The sequence below is a fragment of the Pseudomonas sp. GM24 genome (genome assembly GCF_000282235.1).
Classification (GTDB): domain Bacteria; phylum Pseudomonadota; class Gammaproteobacteria; order Pseudomonadales; family Pseudomonadaceae; genus Aquipseudomonas.
The window spans coordinates 1-2,180 of record NZ_AKJR01000343.1 but is presented as its reverse complement, the minus strand read 5'-3'; the positions used below and the strand labels follow the sequence as shown (position 1 = coordinate 2,180).

Below are 2,180 nucleotides of genomic sequence, written 5' to 3'. Positions count from 1 at the left end.
ATGACGCGAGACACCTCGGTCAGTCCCCTCTCCCTCCGGGAGAGGGCTAGGGTGAGGGGCTTTTGATCTTCGCTCAAGGCCTGTCCCAGTACGGCACTTCCCCGAAGCATTCGACAAAGAAATCAATCACCGTCCGCACCTTCACCGACAACCGCCGGCTCCCCGGCCACAACACCGCAATCTGCTGCGGCTCCAGGCTGTTCGATACCTGATATTCCCCCAACACTGGCACCAGCGTGCCATCGCGCACGGCTTCGCCAATCAGCCAAGACGGAAACATCACCAGCCCCAAACCCTGTTCAGCGGCTTGGGTGAGGGTGTCGGCGTGGTTGCCGGTGATCGGGCCTTTCACCGAATACGGCGTCCAGTCCTCGCCGTCGCGGCGGAAAAACCAGCGCTGCTGGCCGGTCGCGCCTTTGTAGGCGAGGCATTGGTGTTGCGCCAGATCTTCGGGTTTCTGCGGCGTACCGTGGCGCTTGAGATACGCCGGGCTGGCCGCGACCTGAAAGCGATGCGGCGCAAGAATCCGTGCCTGCATGCTCGAGTCGTGCAACGGGCCGATGCGGAACAGCAGGTCGGCGCCTTCCTGCAATGGATCGACGTAGTGGTCGGTCTGCTGGATATCCAGTTGCAGCTTCGGATAGCGCGCGCACAACTGGCCCAGCCACGGCGTCAGATGCCGCTGGCCGAACACCACCGGGGCGTTGATGCGCACCAGCCCGGTGGGCTCGCTTTGCTGTTCCTGCAAGGCCTGTTCGGCTTCTTCCAGTTGCACCAGCACCAGCCGCGCGTGATGACCGAGCATGCGCCCGGCTTCGGTCGGCGTGACGGCGCGGGTGTGGCGGTAGAGCAATTGCTGGTTCAGCGCCTGCTCCATCAATTGAATCTGCCGGGAGATTGAAGAGGGCGCCACGCCTTCGCGGCGGGCGACTTCGGAAAAACTGCCGTGATCGAGAACGGCCACAAACAGCCTGAGTGCCTTGAATCCGAGTTCGTTGAGCCCGTACATGGATGATCCTGTTGTGCGTATTGCGCAAAAGTGTTGTCCGGATGCTCCCATTTATCGCACAGCTGCGCCAGCCGATAATCCGCGCCATCGTTTACTTGAGTGGAAGGTTGTTTATGCAGACGTTGGATGAGGTGAGCGTTAGCGCGCCGGCGACGAAGTCGGGGTTGCGCTTGTTGTTGCTGCCGCTGGTGATTCTCGCGGGCATGGGCTTGTCGGTGGAGGCGGGGTTGCTCGGGCCGTTGGGCGTGCAGGTCGGGCATCTGTGGGCGACCTTGAGCATCTTTGGTGTGGGCTCGGCGATTCTGTTTTTGCTGTTGTTGTTCGCTGGCCCGCAAAAAGGCCCGGCACTGACTGATCTGCCGCGCTGGCAGTTGATTGGCGGGTTTCTGGGGCCGATGTATGTGGTGGTGCTGACCCTGGCGACGCCGCATATCGGCATTGCGATGACCATGATTGCGATTCTGTCCGGGCAGGTTGGCAAGAGTGTGTTGATTGACCATTTCGGTTGGTTCGGCGCGACGCGCAAGAAGGTCAATGCCGAGCGGTGGCTGGCGTTGGGGGTGATTGTGGTGGCTTTGGTTTTGATTGCGCGGGGGTGAGTGATGAGTCTGGTTATTTTGTTGGCGGTGGTGGTGTTGGCCGGTGCGGTGTTGAGTGTGCAGGCGGCGATCAATGGGCGTCTGGGCGAAAGCGTTGGGGTGTTGCGCAGTAGTTTGCTGACGTTTGTTGTGGGTGCGGTGTCGACCGGGTTGTTGATTTTGTTTTTTGAGCCGGCCCATGCGGTGAGTCTTTTCGATGTGCCGAAGTGGCAGTTGACCGGGGCGCTGTTTGGCGTGGTGTACATGATGGTGATGGTCGGGGCGGTGCCGGTGGTGGGGACGGCTGTGGCGACGGTGGCGGTGATTGTCGGGCAGTTGGGGATGGGGATGTTGATTGATAATTTTGGCTGGTTGGGGAATCCGGCGATTGAGCTGTCTGGTTCGCGGATTTTGGCGATGGTGTGTTTGGGGGTGGCTTTGGTGTTTATGTATAGGAGTTCGCGTCAGGCTGGGTGAGTTGGGTTTAGTTGAGTACATATCCGTTGCTGCGGTAACGGCGGCTTAGGGTTCCGCCCTTACGGCGGGTCACTTTTGACAAACGCCTCAAAAGTAACCAAAAACGCTTGCTCCTA

3 protein-coding genes are annotated in these 2,180 nt (G+C 60.1%); 2 read left to right on the top strand and 1 reads right to left on the bottom strand.

The window, feature by feature from the left end:
* Window positions 1–73 precede the first annotated feature (73 nt).
* Window positions 74–1,009 (bottom strand): LysR family transcriptional regulator, encoded by a 936-nt coding sequence (locus tag PMI23_RS28090; RefSeq protein WP_007920438.1) that lies wholly within the window; start codon window positions 1,007–1,009, stop codon window positions 74–76.
* 113 nt (window positions 1,010–1,122) lie between these two features.
* On the opposite strand from PMI23_RS28090, the gene PMI23_RS28085 reads away from it, so the two are divergent.
* Window positions 1,123–1,608 carry a DMT family transporter gene (locus tag PMI23_RS28085; RefSeq protein ID WP_042705065.1) on the top strand — a complete coding sequence of 162 codons (486 nt, stop codon included), beginning with the start codon at window positions 1,123–1,125 and terminating at the stop codon, window positions 1,606–1,608.
* A 3-nt stretch (window positions 1,609–1,611) separates the two neighbouring features.
* Window positions 1,612–2,064, top strand: a complete 453-nt coding sequence (locus PMI23_RS28080; RefSeq protein ID WP_007920427.1) for a DMT family transporter — start codon at window positions 1,612–1,614, stop codon at window positions 2,062–2,064.
* Window positions 2,065–2,180 lie beyond the last annotated feature (116 nt).

Excerpts from the sequence above, each read along its gene's own strand:
- PMI23_RS28080 (WP_007920427.1), top strand. The coding sequence starts at position 1,612 with ATGAGTCTGGTTATTTTGTTGGCGGTGGTGGTGTTGGCCGGTGCGGTG.
- PMI23_RS28085 (WP_042705065.1), top strand. The coding sequence starts at position 1,123 with ATGCAGACGTTGGATGAGGTGAGCGTTAGCGCGCCGGCGACGAAGTCG.
- PMI23_RS28090 (WP_007920438.1), bottom strand. The coding sequence starts at position 1,009 with ATGTACGGGCTCAACGAACTCGGATTCAAGGCACTCAGGCTGTTTGTG.